This window comes from Vreelandella hamiltonii (assembly GCF_014651775.1).
Lineage (GTDB): Bacteria > Pseudomonadota > Gammaproteobacteria > Pseudomonadales > Halomonadaceae > Vreelandella > Vreelandella hamiltonii.
The window spans coordinates 281,503-297,541 of record NZ_BMXN01000002.1; the positions used below are offsets into that span (position 1 = coordinate 281,503).

Below are 16,039 nucleotides of genomic sequence, written 5' to 3' on the forward strand. Positions count from 1 at the left end.
TGATCACTTTCATTCACCTGCTGCCGGAGAGCGGCCCTTGGACACACGTTTCCCCTTTGTCGACTGGTTTCGTAATGCCTCCCCGTACATCAATGCCCACCGGGGGCGAACCTTTGTCATCCTGATTGAAGGCGAAGCCATGGCGTCGGGCCGAGGAGAGCAGCTGATTCAGGACCTGGCCTTGCTGCATACGCTGGGCGTGCGCCTGGTGGTGGTGTTCGGCATTCGCCCCCAGGTGCATGAAGCGTTGACGGCCGCCGGCGTGGAGCCCACCCGGGTGGATGGCCGCTGGGTCGCCGACCGCGCCGTGATGGCCCATGTGGAGCAGGTAGCGGCGCACCAGCGGCTCTGGCTGGAAGCGCGGCTCTCGTTGGGGCTGCCCAGCACGCCGCTGCACGGCGTGGAGCTGAGCGTGATTTCCGGCAATCTGGTCACCGCCAAGCCGCTGGGCGTGCGCGAAGGCGTAGACTTCGATCACAGCGGTGAGGTGCGCCGGGTGCGCGCCAGCGCCATCGAAGGGCTGCTGGAGAAGGGCTCGCTGGTGCTGCTGCCGCCGCTGGGGTTCTCCAGCACCGGAGAAGTATTCGACCTGGACGCCTCGGAAGTGGCCCAGCACGCCGCCGTGGCGCTCAAGGCAGACAAGCTGATTCTGCTGGGCGAATCCGAAGGCCTGGAAGACGAGCAGGGCGCGCTGCTGCGCCAGCTTTCACCTTTCGAAGCCGAACCGCGCTTGCAGCAGGCCGTACCCGGCAGCGAGCTGGCGCGCCATCTCAACGCCGCCTGCACCGCCGCCCGGGAAGGCGTGGCCCGCACGCACCTGCTCTCCTGGCGCAACCATGATGCGCTGCTGGGGGAGCTGTTCACCCGCGACGGCGTGGGCACCATGATCACCCAGCACCGCTACGAGCAGCTTCGCCCGGCCACGCTCAATGACGTGGCGGGCCTGCTGGAGCTGCTGGAACCCCTGGAGCGGCGCGGCATGTTGGTGGCCCGCTCCCGGGAGCGTCTGGAGCATGAAATCGACGACTACATGGTCATCGAGCGCGACGGCATGGTGATCGGCTGTGCGGCGCTGCACGTCTTCCCCGAGACCACCGTGGGCGAGTTGGCCTGCGTGGCCGTGCATGGCAACTACCGGGGCGGCGAGCGCGGCGAGCGACTGGTCGAAGCCCTGGAACGACGCGCCCGCCAGCGGGGGCTTTCCGATATGTTCGTGCTCACCACCCATACCGCCCACTGGTTTGTGGAGCGCGGCTTCCGCGCCGCCAGCCTGGAAGACCTGCCCCCCCTCAAACGCGAGGCCTACAACCACGCCCGTAAATCCAAGGTGCTGGTGAAAAATCTGGCGGGTTAGTATTGGCGTGAGGAGTGAGGGGTGAAGAGCCAGTAGCAGTATCGTAGCGCGTGGTAACGAGCGCAGCGAGGCACCCGCGAAGGGGCGGCGAGGAGCCGCCCCGGAAGGCTGCTCAGGTATTCAGAATCACGCCACCGTTCAGGTGCAGCGTTTGGCCGCTCATGTAGGATGACTCTTCACAGGCCAGGTATACGTAGGCCGGGCCGATTTCACTGGGCTGTCCGGCACGTTTCATCGGCACCTGATTGCCGAACTCCGCGACTTTCTCTTCATCGAAGCTGGCCGGAATCAGCGGTGTCCAGATGGGGCCGGGAGCCACGGCGTTGACACGGATGCCTCGGTCCATCAGCGACATCGCCAGCGAGCGTATCAGCCCCTGAATGGCACCCTTGGTGGCGGTGTAGTCGATCAGCGTGTCATTGCCCTTGAAGGCGTTGATGGAGGAGGTGGCGATGATGGTGTCGCCTTCGCTCAGATGAGGCAGCGCCGCTTTGGTCAGATAGAAGTGGCTGAACACGTTGGTCTGGAAGGTGCGCTGCAGCTGGTCGTCCGGGATATCGGTGATGTCATCCCAGTCGTACTGCTCGGCTGCGTTGTGAATCACGATATTGATCTTGCCGAACTCCTGCCGGGTGCGGTTGACGATTTCTCGGCAGAAGCTGGGCGCAGCCACATCGCCTTTCAGCACCAGGCAGCGGCGGCCTTCGGCCTCTACCAGCCGCTTGGTCTCTTCGGCGTCGCGGCTCTCCTTGAGGTGCACGATCACACAGTCGGCCCCTTCACGGGCGTAATGCACCGCAATGGCTCGGCCGATGCCGCTGTCGCCACCGGTGATGATCGCCACTTTATCCAACAACTTCTCGGCACCGCGATAGCTGTCGCGAATGTACTCGGGCTCGGGGCGCATGGCATGCTCATCGCCCGGCTGTTTTTGCTGATGCTGTGGGGGTTGCTGTTGGTCGCTCATGTGCGGTCACTCCTTTTTAGGCACAGACACGTAACTCCTTCCATGAAGGCCAATACACATTTCATGAAGGCAAGTACACACGACGCTGCGACGAGCGCTGCCACCCGCATCCTGGGGTGCAGAGCGCTCCAGCGCCGTGCTTACAACGTAGACCAAAGGCGCAGGCCGGGGCAAATGCCTGAGCAGGCCAATCACTTCCGATAGCGACAATTAATAAATGCTATTTAAACACTGCATGAGTGGGTGCCAAACGGGCCGGGAAGGGGGTAACTCGCTGCTTTGGAAAGAGAAGCCTGAAAACCAGGCAGGGCATTGCACGGCTCAGCGGTGCGGCCTTCATGGCAAGCGGGTGGGGAGCGGCTATAGTGAGGGAGGCAACACACACCACCAAGGATCAGGAGGTAGCATGTCCCCGGATAAACACGACCAGAAGCAAGAGCAGAAAAAAGACCAGCGCGACGATCATCACGACGACGCCAATCCGATGCCGGATACCCATCACGTCAATCCTTCCCCGGACGAGTCATCGGACAAAAAGTAATCACCCGTGCGGCGCTATTTCTGATAGCGCCGTTTTACTTCCACGTTCAAACGCCCCTCACCCAGCTTCAATTTGAGCAGCTGGCCTGGCTGAGTATCCTGGGCGCGGCGCACGATCTGGCCTTGTTCGTCCTGGGCGATGGCATAGCCACGGCCTAGTACCGCCAGCGGGCTGACCGCGTTGAGTGCCCGGGCGGCGCTGTGCAGGCGTGCCTGGCGCGCTTCCAGCTGGCGCTGCATGGCGCTGGCCAGGCGGCGTTGCAGGCGTTCGATGCGCTCGCTTTCTGCCCGGTGCAGCCGGGCCATGTCCTGGCTGGCCAGCCGGCGGCCGAGCTGGCCGAGCTGGCGCTGCTGTTGGCTCAGCGTGAACTGCATGGCGCGCGCTAGCCGCTGGGTAAGGGCTTGAAGGTGCTGGCGCTGGTGGGCCAGCCGCTCTCCTGGGTGGCGGAGCCGAGCGCGCAGGGCGTCCAGCCGCTGGCTATCGCGCTCCAGGCGGGTTTGCAGGGCGCGCTGCAGGCGCTGTTCGGCCTGTTGGAGCTGGCGCTTGAGGGCGTGCTGGTCGGGCACCAGCCGCTCGGCGGCGGCGGAAGGGGTGGGGGCACGCATGTCGGCGGCGAAATCCGCCAGGGTGACATCCACCTCATGGCCCACGGCAGACATCACCGGCAAACGGGAGTGGAAGATGGCCCGGGCCAAGTGCTCGTTGTTGAACGCCCACAGGTCTTCCAGGCTGCCGCCGCCTCGGGTGATCAGCACCGCATCCTGGGCGGGGTCGAGCCGCGTCTGGCGGTTGAGCAGCGCCAGGGCAGAGATCATTGCCGGGGCCGCCTCTGCGCCCTGTACCGGCACGGGGATCAGCGTTACGTCGGCCAATGGCCAACGCGCTGCCAGCACCGCCAGCACATCGCGGATGGCGGCGCCGCTGGCGGAGCTCAGAATCAGCAGCTTACGGGGCGGAAAGGGCAGCGGGCGGGCGTTGGCAAACACTCCTTCGCCTTCCAGCTGCGCCTTCAGGCGCTCGTAGGCCGCCAGCAGCTCGCCCAGCCCCGCCGCCTGCACGGCGTCGGCGATCAGCTGGTAATCGCCGCGGGGCTCGAACAGCGAGACCCGGCCGCGCAGCTTGACCTGGTCGCCATCGCGCATGGGGGCCGAGACGAACCGTGCCCGCTGGCGAAACAGCGCGCAGCGCACCTGGGCGCGGTCATCTTTCAGCGTGAAGTAGATATGCCCGGACGCCGGGCGCGACACGTTGGAAAGCTCGCCTTCCACCCACACATCGCCCAGGTCGTTCTCCAGCGCCTTGCGCGCCTTGAGGTTGAGTTGACTGACCGATAGCAGGGGGGCGTTGGGAGCGCTCATGGGGGTTTCCAGTCGCGGGTGAAAGCGGGGATGCGGCCGCTCATTAGACAATACGTGCAGGGCGCACAGCAATGGCCTTGACGGGTTCTCTGGCGTACCATGCGCGCGGAAGGCGGCGCTGCAAGATAAACGTCATCAAAATGTCACAAAACCATGCTAGGGTGCCCGCCGACACAAAAGTGTCACGAAAGCGTCACAATAGATGTTCACCAACAGGGCAGATTGCTCATGTCGAATCTCGGACCTTCACAAGATCGTCCTGCGCTGGCTCGCCAAGCGCCTCACGAAGTGCCCGCCTGGCTAAGAGGTATCTACGCTGGCTTGTGCTTGTATCTGTTCCTGGCTGCTCTGAACGTTCTGGGTGCGGGGTTAGGCACCTTCGGCAGCGACAGCGACGTTCTGACCCGCGCCTTCGCCTATGGCCAGAACCCCTTCATTGCCTTGATGGCGGGCGTGCTGGTCACCATGATCGTGCAGAGCTCCTCGTTCACCTCGGCGCTGATCGTGACCCTGGTGGCCAGTGGCGAAATGACCCTGGGCACGGCGGTGTTCGCCATCATGGGGGCCAATATCGGCACGGCCGTCACGGGCGTCATCGTGGCGTTGGCCAACGTGCGCATCAAGCGTAACTTCCGCCGCTCGTTCACCGCGGCGCTGATGCACGACCTGTTCAACATCCTCACGGTGCTGCTGATCTTCCCGGTGGAGTGGCTGACCGGCATGTTCCACGAGCGCGGCTACGGCATCTTCACCCGTTTGGCGGCCTGGCTGGCAGACCTGATTGGCCTGGAAGAAGTTGCCCGCCCCAACAGCCCGATCAAGACCATTACCGCCCCGGTGGTGGATGCCGCCAACTGGCTGGGCGCGGCGCTGATGCCCACCACCGCTGCCGCCGGGCTGATGGTGGCTGGCATCGGCCTGCTGCTGATGTTCACCGCCCTGGTGTTCATGGTGCAGAACCTGCGCGGCGCGCTGCTGCGCCATATGGATGGCCTGTTCCGCACCTACTTCTTCCGTACCGATGCGCGGGCTTACGGCGTGGGCGTGGTCTCGACCGTGCTGGTGCAGTCCAGCTCGATCACCAGCAGCCTGATGGTGCCGCTGGCGGGGGCAGGGGTGGTGCGCCTGCGCCGCGTGCTGCCGTTCATGATGGGGGCCAACCTGGGCACCACCGTGACCAGCGTGCTGGCGGCGACCGCCAACCCGATTGCGGCGGCGATGACGGTGGCGCTGTTTCACGTTATCTTCAACCTTACCGGCACCGCGATCTGGTGGCCGCTGCGGGTCATTCCGCTGCGTATTGCCACCTGGTATGGACGCCTGGCAGGGCAGCACATTCGCTATGCGTTCCTGTTCCTGATCGGTGTGTTCCTGATCGTGCCGCTGGTGGGCATCACGCTGACCGAATTCTTTATCCGCCTGCGCTAAGCGCGGCCAGTTGAGAGGTTTCCCCATGTTCAAACAGCTTTTTAGTGCGCTTACCTCGGAAACCAGCATCGACCAGGCCTACGCGGACCTGACCCAAATGCTGGAGCATGGCGCCTGGATGTTCTCCCGAGCCAACGAGGTGCTGTACAGCACCGTGGCCGCCGAGGACGTACGCACGCCCCTGTACGAGCGCGATGTGGCGGTCAACGAGCTGGAACGCTCGATTCGCCGCAAGGTGCTGCGCCACCTGACCGTCAACCCCGGCCACGATGTGGCCATTTGCCTGGCGTTGATGAGCGTGGCCAAGGACGCCGAGCGTATCGGCGATTACTGCAAGAACGTCTTCGAGGTAGGCGCGTTCTACACCGAAGGCTTCCATGTAGACCGTTACCAGAAGCCCCTGGACAGCATCTCCGAGCGCTTGCGGGGGCTGTTCAGCGAGCTGATTGCGGCCACGCGCAACTCCGACGAGAAAAAGGCCCACGGCATCATCACTGCCACCCGGGAGATTCGTCACATCAGCGACGAGCTGATCGAATCTCTGCTGCGGGAAGAGGACAGCATCGAGTTCCACGAAGCCGTGGCCTACTCGCTGCTGGCGCGCCACTACAAGCGCGTGGCCTCGCATCTGGCCAACATCGCCACGGCGGTGACGGGCCGCCTAGAAGACCTCGACTTCCCCAGCGAAGCCGACGACCGCGCGCTGGACTAAACCGCCCTCGCCACACCGCAGTGGGCTTCGCCCAGGCCAACGCAGAGGGCCACCTTCAGCAGATCATCGCAGGATGGTTTGCTGGGGTGGCCCTCGAAACGTTATAATGGGCGATTAACCTTTCACGCCCCATCTTCCCACTTTACATTGGGTGTTGCCGCTATGCTACGTATGGCCCAAGAAGCGCTTACGTTCGATGACGTACTTCTCGTTCCTGGCTTCTCCGACATTCTGCCCAAGGATGTCAGCCTCAAAACCCGCCTGACTCGTAACCTCTCGCTGAATATTCCCCTGCTGTCTGCCGCCATGGACACCGTGACCGAAGCGCGTCTGGCAATTGCAATGGCCCAGGAAGGCGGCATCGGCATCATCCACAAGAACATGACCATGGCCCAGCAGGCCGCGGAAGTGCGCAAGGTGAAGAAGCACGAAAGCGTGATCGTCAAAGACCCGGTCACCGTGAGCCCCAAGGCCAAGCTGGAAGACCTGCTGGCCATGGCCCGCGAATACGGCTTCTCCGGCTTCCCGGTGGTGGAAGGCGAAACCCTGGTGGGCATCGTCACCGAGCGTGACATGCGCTTCCAGCCCAACGTGGGCGACAGCGTGGCCGACATCATGACGCCCCGCGAGCGCCTGGTCACCGTACCGGAAGGCACCGAGCTTGAAGTCAGCAAGGCCAAGATGCGCGAACACCGCATCGAGAAAATGCTCATCGTCGATGACGCTTTCCACCTGCGCGGCCTGGTGACCTTCCAGGATATCGAAAAAGCCCGCACCTACCCCATGGCCGCCAAAGACAGCGATGGCCGCCTGCTGGTAGGCGCCGCGGTGGGCACCGGCCCGGAAACCCCTGACCGCGTGGCGGCCCTGGCCGAAGCAGGCGTCGATGTGATCATCGTCGACACCGCCCACGGCCACTCCAAGGGCGTCATCGACCGCGTCCGCTGGATCAAGGAACACTTCCCGCAGATTCAAGTGATCGGGGGCAACATCGCCACCGCCGCCGCCGCCACCGCGCTGGCCGAAGCGGGTGCCGATGCCGTGAAAGTGGGTATTGGCCCCGGCTCCATCTGCACCACGCGTATCGTGGCTGGCGTGGGCGTGCCACAGATCAGTGCCGTGGCCAACGTGGCCGAAGCGCTGAAGCCCTTCGACATTCCGCTGATTGCCGACGGCGGCGTGCGCTTCTCCGGCGATTTGGCCAAGGCCATTGCCGCTGGCGCAAGCGCCGTGATGGTAGGCGGCCTGCTGGCCGGTACCGAAGAAGCACCGGGCGAAGTGGAGCTGTACCAGGGCCGTACCTACAAGGCCTACCGTGGCATGGGCTCCATGGGTGCCATGTCGCAGAGCCAGGGCAGCGCCGACCGCTACTTCCAGGACAAGGACGCTGGTGCCGAGAAGCTGGTGCCGGAAGGCATCGAAGGCCGCGTACCCTACAAGGGCATGATGAGCGCCATCGTTCACCAGCTGATGGGCGGCCTGCGCGCCTCCATGGGTTACACCGGCTGCCGCGACATTCAGGAAATGCGCACCAAGCCCGAGTTCGTACAGATTACCGGCGCTGGCTTCAACGAGTCTCACGTTCACGACGTGCAGATCACCAAGGAAGCACCCAACTACCGGGTGAGCTAACCAGCGCAGTTAGTGACACGGCGGCGGGCATTGCCCCGCCGTCTGCTTTTTAGCCAATGCGGGCATTCCGCGTTATAGAGGCTTCGCCATGAGTGACATTCACGCCCACAAGATTCTGATTCTCGACTTCGGCTCCCAGTACACCCAACTGATTGCCCGCCGCGTGCGCGAGATCGGCGTATTCTCTGAAATCCGCGCCTTCGACATCACCGAAGAAGAGATCCGCGAATACAACCCCAACGGCATCATCCTGGCCGGTGGCCCGGAATCCGTCACCGAGCTGGACTCCCCCCGCGCCCCCGAGTGCGTGTTCCAAATGGGCCTGCCGGTGTTTGGTATCTGCTACGGCATGCAAACCATGGCCGAGCAGCTGGGCGGCAAGGTGGAAGGCTCCAACCAGCGCGAGTTCGGCTACGCCCAGATCCGTCTGGATGCCGAAACTGCCCTGTTCAAGGACATCAAGGACCACGTAGACCCCGCCACCGGCAACGCCCTGCTGGACGTGTGGATGAGCCACGGTGACAAGGTCGCCAAGGCCCCGGACACCTTCACCGTGACCGCCTCTACCCCGAGCTGCCCGATTGCGGCCATGGCCTGGGAAGAGAAGCAGTTCTACGGCGTACAGTTCCACCCGGAAGTGACCCACACCCTGCAAGGCCAGCGGATTCTCGAGCACTTCGTGCTGGATATCTGTAAAGCCGAAAAACTGTGGACCCCCGCCCAGATCATCGAAGACCAGGTACAGCGCGTACGCGAGCAAGTTGGCGACCGCCACGTACTGCTGGGCCTTTCCGGCGGCGTAGACTCCTCCGTGGTAGCCGCGCTGCTGCACAAGGCCATTGGCGAGCAGCTTACCTGCGTATTCGTCGACAACGGCCTGCTGCGCAAGAACGAAGGCGACCAGGTCATGGAAACCTTCGCCAAGCACATGGGCGTGAAAGTGATCCGCGTGGACGCCGAAGAGCTGTTCCTGGAGAAGCTGCACGGCGAAAAGGACCCGGAAGCCAAGCGCAAGATCATCGGCAACACCTTCATCGACGTGTTCGATGACGAAGCCAGCAAGATCGAAGGCGTGGAATTCCTGGCCCAGGGCACCATCTACCCGGACGTGATCGAATCCGCCGCCTCCAAAACCGGTAAGGCGCATGTGATCAAATCCCACCACAACGTGGGTGGCCTGCCGGAAACCATGAAGCTCAAGCTGGTGGAGCCGCTGCGCGAACTGTTCAAGGACGAAGTGCGCAAACTCGGCCTGGAACTCGGCCTGCCCTACGACATGGTCTACCGCCACCCGTTCCCCGGCCCCGGCCTGGGCGTGCGCATTCTGGGTGAAGTGAAGAAAGAGTACGCCGACATCCTGCGCGATGCCGACGCCATCTACATCGAAGAACTGCGCGCCGCCGGTTGGTACGAAAAAACCAGCCAGGCCTTCGCCGTGTTCCTGCCGGTGAAATCCGTTGGCGTGGTCGGCGACGGCCGCCGCTACGAATGGGTCATCGCACTCCGCGCCGTCGAAACCATCGACTTCATGACCGCCCGCTGGGCCCACCTGCCCTACGAGCTGCTGGAGAAGGTCTCCAACCGGATTATCAATGAGTTGGAAGGCGTGTCGCGGGTGACCTATGATGTGAGCAGTAAGCCGCCTGCGACGATTGAGTGGGAGTGATACTTGTTTAATGATTAGCCCTGCTATTCTGCAGGGCTTTACTTTTTAGATGTCTTTTGTAATCGCTTATTACAAGCTCAAATCTGTCTAGTATTTTGATAAATTTTTTAAAGTTAATGTTTTTTAAGTCTTTCTGAACTATTTTTTGGGCGAACTCATACTTACCATAGAAATTTTTTCCAGAGTGATCGTTTTTTCTATTGAATACTCTTCCGTTTATTTTTCTGTTAAGAGTTTTTTTGTAGAAAAAATCCTCAATGGTAGTGTTCTTATTCCCCATTATGTCGGGTATTGGTATGACATATAAATTGTTGTTTATGAAGTAATAATCTTCATTTCCTGTCACTGTACTCGTTTCTCTTTTTAAGCTTTTTATTAAGGAAAGTATTTGTTTTCCACCCTTGTCATTATCAATTAATACAATTACAGGATGCAGTTTTCCTGGTGCGCGTATTTTAGTGCATTTTTTGTCATAAGCTGAGATGAAGTTTTTTAAATTCCCCTCGCCGCCTCTTAGTTCAAGCAGTCTTCCCTTTTGGCTATCTCCGCCTTGACTGCGGGAGTATTTAAAAAAATCTATTTTGAAATCTTGCTTGTTGTTTGGATGAATTAATTTCGGGTATTTTGAGTCCAATGATTTGATGGCGCATTTCAAATATATATTATCAGTTTTACCTTCGCAGATAATGAGAGGCTTAGTTGGAGCGTAGCAATATTTGTAAAATAAAAAGTCTGCAAAATCATTTTTCAAATGATGATTTTTTTTCTTCTTTAGCTGCTGGCAAAGAGTGAGGATCATTGCTATGACCATGTTTTGTGACTAATTTTACATGATCAATAAAAGATAGGATGCCGTGAAGCTGTTCAACTGATGCCTCTTGTTCTTCTTTAGGCATATGAAAACTACCTTTCATGATTAGTGATCTAACCATTGCTCTAGCATTTTTTCTATACTCAATGGGCGTATTGATGATTCTATTTGTAGTAAGGCCTGTAACCTCTTGTCTTGAAAAATGAAGCTGCATTCGAACTTTTTGGTAATTTATGTTAAAGCCATTTTTTAATATTAGTTTTGTTAGTTTTTGGGAGGGTGACCATATTTTATCTTCACTCTCGTAAGCTATTTCTGGAGGGAATTCTGTTAAGTTTGTTGAAAAAGTTATATCATCTGCATATCGTGTATAAAAACATTTGTTTTTTGCTGATAATTCAATTAAGCGCATGTCTAAGATATGGCTTATCAAATTTGAAATTATAGGGGATGCGGGAGAACCTTGTGGTAGTCTATTGCGGTAGCATGCTATTTGGGCTATTAAAGTTGCAATTTTTGGGTCAAGCTCGAAGTTTTTGTTTTTGATAAAAAATCCACGAACTCTGCCAAAATTTATTGAGCCAAAATAATTTTCAATGTCAAGATTGAATAGAAATCTTTTTTTCCTATGAAGAGAAGCATTTGTGATTATTGACTTTTTGGGCTGAAAAGCCTGAGATGCTGTGCTTTTGATTTGAGATGTTTTCTCAATCTCTGTTAGGCACTCTTGTAGCAAGTATGCTAAGTTGGACTGTAGGTTTTTAAGTTTAGGTTCTGGCGCGTCGATAGTTCTTAGTCCGCCAGATGATTTCTTTATCTCGAAGCTAGAGTATTTTTCTTCTTCTTTTAGTCTGTAAATTATATAAGCTATGTTTGAAGACTTGAAATTTAAAAGTTTAGCCAAGTCATTTATGTCACATGCTGATTTTAATTTTTTTAAAGCAGACATTTTGATCCTCATTGATGCTTGCAGACACTCTTATGCGCGTTCAGGTAGCATCGCTACCGTCAAGGAATGCTAAATGGCAAAGCCCCTAACATTGATTTCACCTGTCACGAAGCATGACAAAAAAATCTGTCTGCAAGCAACCTAAAGGTAAATTTTTTTATGGCGCTATGTCAAGAGTTAAATGGCTGTGTCATGTCGCCATGTTTTGCACATCCAGCATTAGCAGCGTAGGGTATGCAGAAGAAATCTGGGAATATTACACTAATCATTTAAGCCCATAGAAAGCGTGCAACGTCGCCAGCTCGTCCAAGCCTTGGACGAGCATTCGCCTATACCCAGCCCTGTCAATAATAAACGGCGAAAAAAGACTGTGACCTAGCCACTGATCGAAACCGTCCTGCGCAGCGCTCGCCACTGCCATCCCTACAGAGCGCACATCTTCAAAGCGCCCATACTGGGGGGTATCGATACTAAGGTTGTCGTAAACGTATGGCGTACTGTCTCTCACCTCTCCCCATCGCATGAAGGAGGCTCTTCTGACCTGACACGGAACACATCGCCCGCAATGCTTATACCCAAAACGCTGAAAACGCCCGCAGCTGGTGGATGTCACTGCATACTGTTTGAGTAAATGCTGGTTAAGACATCCCGCCATCATCTCACCTTTGGTCTTCAGCGCGTATGGGTTCTGAATCTGAACATTGATGCCAGCAGCATCGAAGATCTGTTGCAATCGACCTAGGTATTCCGGATGAGCGGTGCGGGTACTCAAGCTACCCAGCCGGGTCACAGTCAATGGAGGGTTGATCGCGATGAAGCCATTCTCGCAGATGTAAAGAGGTACGCGATCACCCTGATGGTAACGATCAAGTGATGTCGCAACGGCCAATCCAAATGCCAGGAAAACGATGGATCGTGCCCGCTGGGAAGGCTCTTGAAGTCCTGGAGACCTGGCAACGTGATTGAGTCCAATCCTGGACAACTCAAGACTCTGAGCGAAATCGTCTTGCTTCTGCCCATCACCACGGACAATCTGGCTGACGGCATAAGGATTCCGCCCTTGGCTGACCAAGTCGATGGTGCCGATCAGGCTATCCATCCCGCCAGAAAGCAAGGCGACAGAATCCTCTTGAGGATGAAATGCTTGCAACTGAGCAGGTGGTCCATACCCACCGGAATGAAAGACGAACGTCCAAATGTCTGTCGTCAAAAAGCGCAACGCAGCTTCCAACGCTCGTGCTTGGGCATTCCAGAATACAGGATCCTGAACTGCAATATGAAGTTCGAGTGTACGCGTCCAGCCGTCTGCGCTTTTGGCGCGTAGATCGGAGAAATCTGCCGCAACTATGGAAAGGGCAATACTCAGAAAATCCCAGGCCTGAGGTGAGATTTCCAAGTGTGTTTTCTTAATCAGGTGACGGGTGTATCCCCCAACACTGACTTGCCCCTTTTCCGCCTGGCCATAGATCACCACCGGCATTGCGGGATCGACAGCCTGCACCTGAAATCCTGCGGGGCCGCAAACAAACTTCATTCGATATACCCCTCGAAGACCTCAAAAGTCTCCTGTAGCGCCTGGGTTACGACTTGGGAAATACGTCCGGTCGTCAGCCGAACTCCAGTGGCTGCAATGGAGCGAAACGAGGCCGAGACGCACTCTTTGATGTATTCCTTGATCTCTTTCAGCCGACGTACCGCAACTAGAGCCGATGAGGCTTTCTCTTGTACGGTTTTCCCCAGATCAAGCTCGTACCGGTGAAACACATCCATTGCGGTGAAGCGTTCGATCGCGTAGGCCCGCTCTTCAGGGGCCAAGTTCAGCAGATCGGCGTTAGGGTACTTCACGAGAACATCGGACAGCGACCCCCGAATCGAGGCCCGCTCTGCCTCTGCATCTTGAGTCCCATCCACAGGTCGAACGGCCTCGACCAGCGCGTCCATGACTTCTGAGGCAGATCGACCTTTCAGCAGGACGGGGTCAATGAGGTTCGCGTTGGTCTGACTGGTTCCTTCTGCCACCGACTGAAGGGTACCGCCCAGCATCGCGGCAACTGCCGCTGTACCACCAAATCGAGCCGTAGTGGTCTTAGCACCGCCGTACCCATGTTTGACGTAGTGCTTCAGGCTGCGTTGGAGGCCGCTGCGATCACCGTTCCTGGCGTAGTCACTTAATCCCTTGCGTGCGCCCCCAAAGCGGCCTGGCGGCGCTAATGGAGGTGGCGACTGCGGTGCAGTCTTGGGCTTGTTATCCCCCTCAGGGGGGCCATCAGAATGACTATCCTGATCAACCTGATCCTCTTCAAGATCTGGCGGCTCAGGGGCTGGCGGAGCCGGTGGCTCTGGAGGCTGAGGTAGTTCCGGTGGCATCGGCGGCAATGGAGGCGTCCACGGAGGCACCATTGGCACTCCCTTGCCTGGCCCATCGCTATTTTGTGATGTTCCCATTCATTTTCCTTATCGCGGCCTTCACAGGAGGGCTGACATCAAGGCTTTGCCAGTAATCGAATACGGACTTCGCCCAGCTCTCATCTTTGAGCTTTGGCACGATCCCAGCCTGGATCTGTGCGGGTGGGCGCTCTTTCAAAAAGGCAGCGAGGCGCGGGCCCTGCAATCCATCGATGCCAGCGATGACCAGCATCGCATCCAAAACGGGCGGTACGCCCCATTCCTGCTCGTTACCCGCGTTGTCGAGTAATCGATCCATGATGACGCTGATCTCGACGGGAGCAATCTGCCCAAGAGCCCCCCTGAGTTGAGGTGCCATATCAGGCGAATCGAGCAGCGCGGTTAGTAGCTCGGCAGCGTTCGAAGAAAGGCGATCTTCGTCCGTGATGATCGGTGCATGCTCGCGGCTGACGTAAATGGCACCTCGCAAATCTTTGTCTGCCAGCGCAGGTGGCAAGGCTAGCCACTCCTTCACAAACGGGTGATCCCAAGGCTGATTCAAAGATAAATCCTTGCCTTGTTTCACATCGGTCTCCCAACCAGCGAGTATTGCTGGCTTGCCGTGCTTATCCGCCGCAACCGCTTTCATAAGTTCTTCGAAGGCCTTCGGATTACCACTACGCTCAAACAGCATCAGTTTGACCAGTGCTGCTTCATCCACACCCACGCCATGGGCGCGTGAAATGCTCATCCGAATCGCCAGGGCGTTAAGAAAACGTTTGATGAGCCGTGGGTTGCCGTGAATACCTGACGCTGAGGTCATCACCGCCGCGAGACGTTCTGCTGTATCGAATTTCCCAATCAGTTCCGCAGGGTATTTCTTGGATAGGGACTGCATGAAAGTCCGGTCGACCCGACCACCTTGCCATGTTGTTCGAAGCTGATCGCGGACTTTGATGCGGATGGACTCGATTTCCTCCCTAGGTAACCCGCTGTTCTCGGTGAACAGCATCATCATGTACGCCCGAACTTCCTGCGTCCCCAGAGGTGGTACTCGAATTGGAACCTGAATAAGCTTGTCGAAGTAGCTGGTGACAAGCACGTCATCCGGGACACCACTGAAGTGACGACGCACCGCATGCTTGATCATCTCGTTGTCTGCCGCGATGACGAAGGCCGTATTGCGCAGGAACAAGAACAGCCTAATAGCCTCAAGGGTTGATATAGTCGTTTCGGGCAGGCAGCGATCCAGATCGTCAATCAGCACAACGAGGGTGACGCCTAACTCATCCAAGACAGCTTCGAAATTATCTCGTAGTGCTTGGATTTCCTTGGGCGGTGAAGGCATCTGAGGTTGAGCTTTGATGAACTGTTTGGCTTCATCCGCTACCTTTCCAGCTTTGTCATGGGTTGCGTCAATTGTCGCCTGATTGACGTCCCCAGACCACCATTGCTTGGTCAAACTCCACGCATCACCTATCAGGCCAGGCATCGGTACGCCGGCTGCTACAGAAGCTGCCGACATACCCATCATCTTAGCAACCCGCAGCCAATTCACACGTTGACCCAGCTCGTAAGCCTTGTCCAGAGCGGTCTGACGCGCCTTAGCTTCTTCCTGTAGACGGGATGCTATTACGTCCATCAACGCCGCACGGGCGTCGTCATAGCCTTGGTACAACCAAGCATTGAACTCGACAAAAACGAAGTCTTTTTCAGGCTTATGCCCCGACTCAGGCGGATTGCGCAACGACGCCTGAATAAGCTTGATCATTGACGATTTGCCAGCCCCCCAAGCGCCAGAAACACCAATGGAAATGGGGCGTCCATTGGCTTGGTAAACGATCTCAGCAACGGTGTCGGCAACCCCGGAAAAATTGAGGAAGTCTGTATCTGTTTCGTTATCGACCCACATCATGCCTCTCCTTGGCTGCTGTCAGCATGAATATTTGTAAAAGTATACATAGTAGCGGATAAGACGTAGACAGTGGCCTCTATTCCTCTACTACTTTTGGCAGTATGAGGTCTAGATAATTCGTCACCATGAGAGAGTGCCCATCAGTATTCATCTATCTTTAACAAGTCAATAAGATATGCATGCCCGAATCCTAGCAAACGCGGCATTGTGCATTTTAACAATGGATGCGGATATCTCTAAGAATCTGTAGTAGGAGCGTATAATTGCAGATCTCATCGAAAGCAAAGCAATAATTGTTGCTATGAGCTCTAGCACCTTACA

General features: G+C 57.2%; 13 protein-coding genes. 6 read left to right on the forward strand and 7 right to left on the reverse strand.

Going from position 1 to position 16,039, the window contains the following annotated elements:
- Window positions 1-37 precede the first annotated feature (37 nt).
- On the forward strand, window positions 38-1,354 hold the full coding sequence (gene argA / locus IE091_RS03120; RefSeq protein ID WP_039183507.1) for an amino-acid N-acetyltransferase: 1,317 nt from the start codon (window positions 38-40) through the stop codon (window positions 1,352-1,354).
- Between the two features lie 112 nt (window positions 1,355-1,466).
- On the opposite strand, the gene IE091_RS03125 is transcribed toward argA, so the two are convergent.
- Window positions 1,467-2,321 carry an SDR family oxidoreductase gene (locus IE091_RS03125; protein WP_096922386.1) on the reverse strand — a complete coding sequence of 285 codons (855 nt, stop codon included), beginning with the start codon at window positions 2,319-2,321 and terminating at the stop codon, window positions 1,467-1,469.
- Window positions 2,322-2,727: 406 nt separating this feature from the next.
- Here IE091_RS03125 and IE091_RS18570 point away from each other — a divergent pair, with 406 nt between their 5' ends.
- Window positions 2,728-2,862, forward strand: a complete 135-nt coding sequence (locus IE091_RS18570; protein WP_254893829.1) for a hypothetical protein — start codon at window positions 2,728-2,730, stop codon at window positions 2,860-2,862.
- 14 nt (window positions 2,863-2,876) lie between these two features.
- Here IE091_RS18570 and xseA read toward each other — a convergent pair whose 3' ends face one another.
- A complete protein-coding gene (gene xseA, locus IE091_RS03130) occupies window positions 2,877-4,220 on the reverse strand; it encodes an exodeoxyribonuclease VII large subunit (RefSeq protein ID WP_189462802.1) in 1,344 nt (447 codons plus the stop codon).
- A gap of 228 nt (window positions 4,221-4,448) precedes the next feature.
- Here xseA and IE091_RS03135 point away from each other — a divergent pair, with 228 nt between their 5' ends.
- The 4 genes from IE091_RS03135 to guaA all read left to right on the forward strand — a co-directional run bounded on the left by IE091_RS03135 (window position 4,449) and on the right by guaA (window position 9,658).
- On the forward strand, window positions 4,449-5,648 hold the full coding sequence (locus IE091_RS03135) for a Na/Pi cotransporter family protein (protein ID WP_229800710.1): 1,200 nt from the start codon (window positions 4,449-4,451) through the stop codon (window positions 5,646-5,648).
- Between the two features lie 25 nt (window positions 5,649-5,673).
- Window positions 5,674-6,360, forward strand: coding sequence for a phosphate signaling complex PhoU family protein (locus IE091_RS03140; protein ID WP_039183500.1), 687 nt, complete (start codon window positions 5,674-5,676; stop codon window positions 6,358-6,360).
- A 162-nt stretch (window positions 6,361-6,522) separates the two neighbouring features.
- Window positions 6,523-7,992 (forward strand): IMP dehydrogenase, encoded by a 1,470-nt coding sequence (gene guaB / locus IE091_RS03145; protein ID WP_039183498.1) that lies wholly within the window; start codon window positions 6,523-6,525, stop codon window positions 7,990-7,992.
- An 88-nt stretch (window positions 7,993-8,080) separates the two neighbouring features.
- Entirely contained in the window at window positions 8,081-9,658 is a 1,578-nt protein-coding gene (gene guaA, locus IE091_RS03150; RefSeq protein WP_189462804.1) for a glutamine-hydrolyzing GMP synthase, read from the forward strand.
- Window positions 9,659-9,665: 7 nt separating this feature from the next.
- Here the strand turns inward: guaA and IE091_RS03155 are convergent, their stop codons facing one another.
- From IE091_RS03155 to IE091_RS03175, 5 genes are all read right to left on the reverse strand, one after another.
- Window positions 9,666-10,457, reverse strand: a complete 792-nt coding sequence (locus IE091_RS03155) for a hypothetical protein (protein WP_189462806.1) — start codon at window positions 10,455-10,457, stop codon at window positions 9,666-9,668.
- Window positions 10,399-11,418: a retron Ec67 family RNA-directed DNA polymerase/endonuclease gene (locus IE091_RS03160; RefSeq protein ID WP_189462808.1), complete on the reverse strand. Its 1,020-nt coding sequence runs from the start codon at window positions 11,416-11,418 to the stop codon at window positions 10,399-10,401. Before IE091_RS03160 ends, IE091_RS03155 begins: the two co-directional genes overlap by 59 nt.
- A gap of 265 nt (window positions 11,419-11,683) precedes the next feature.
- Window positions 11,684-12,952, reverse strand: a complete 1,269-nt coding sequence (qatC, locus tag IE091_RS03165) for a Qat anti-phage system QueC-like protein QatC (RefSeq protein ID WP_189462809.1) — start codon at window positions 12,950-12,952, stop codon at window positions 11,684-11,686.
- The gene (qatB, locus tag IE091_RS18605; protein WP_189462810.1) at window positions 12,949-13,863 is read right to left on the reverse strand and encodes a Qat anti-phage system associated protein QatB; all 915 of its coding nucleotides are present in this window, start codon (window positions 13,861-13,863) and stop codon (window positions 12,949-12,951) included. Before qatB ends, qatC begins: the two co-directional genes overlap by 4 nt.
- On the reverse strand, window positions 13,844-15,718 hold the full coding sequence (locus IE091_RS03175) for a KAP family P-loop NTPase fold protein (protein ID WP_229800714.1): 1,875 nt from the start codon (window positions 15,716-15,718) through the stop codon (window positions 13,844-13,846). Before IE091_RS03175 ends, qatB begins: the two co-directional genes overlap by 20 nt.
- Between the last annotated feature and the right edge of the window lie 321 nt (window positions 15,719-16,039).